Genomic DNA, 567 nt, shown 5'->3' on the forward strand with positions numbered 1-567 from the left:
GTCCCTTACTTCGCAGCCGCGTCGATGCTGGTGATCTTCAGCGCGGTGTGCAGCTGACGGTGGCCGATCCGCTTGCGGTAGCCGGTCTTGTTCTTGTACTTCAGGATGTCGATCTTGGCGCCCTTGTGGTGGTCCACGACCTCGGCCTGAACCTTCACCCCGGCCAGCACCCACGGGTCGCTGGTCACGGCGTCGCCGTCGACAACGAGCAGAGTCGAGAGCTCGACAGTGTCGCCGACCTTGCTGCTGGACAGACGGTCGACCTCAATGACGTCGCCCACGGACACCTTCTGCTGGCGGCCGCCGGTGCGCACGATTGCGTACACGCGGTTCTCACTCTCTCGCTAGTAATCGGGACCTCTGATGCCAGCCGCTCCCCACCGACCCGCACGGTCCGTGGTTCACCGATCGCCTCGCAGCGCCACGCGTCTCCACGTGGGAATGCCCAGACAACGGCGAGCGGCCTCTCCCGACAGAGCGGGAGGGATTTGCTCAGGGGGTTGGCGTACAAACGCCGACGGTCAAGGTTACGGGGCCGGGACCAGGGGGTCAAACCGGGGCCGGGGC

At 66.0% G+C, this 567-nt stretch carries 1 protein-coding gene; it reads right to left on the reverse strand.

Translation table 11 applies throughout. The features are described from left to right. Nucleotides 1–5 precede the first annotated feature (5 nt). Nucleotides 6–326, reverse strand: coding sequence for a 50S ribosomal protein L21 (gene rplU, locus CCN51_RS45865; protein WP_014179695.1), 321 nt, complete (start codon nt 324–326; stop codon nt 6–8). Between the last annotated feature and the right edge of the window lie 241 nt (nt 327–567).

Source organism: Streptomyces milbemycinicus (genome assembly GCF_002154605.1).
GTDB classification, from domain to species: domain Bacteria; phylum Actinomycetota; class Actinomycetes; order Streptomycetales; family Streptomycetaceae; genus Streptomyces; species Streptomyces milbemycinicus.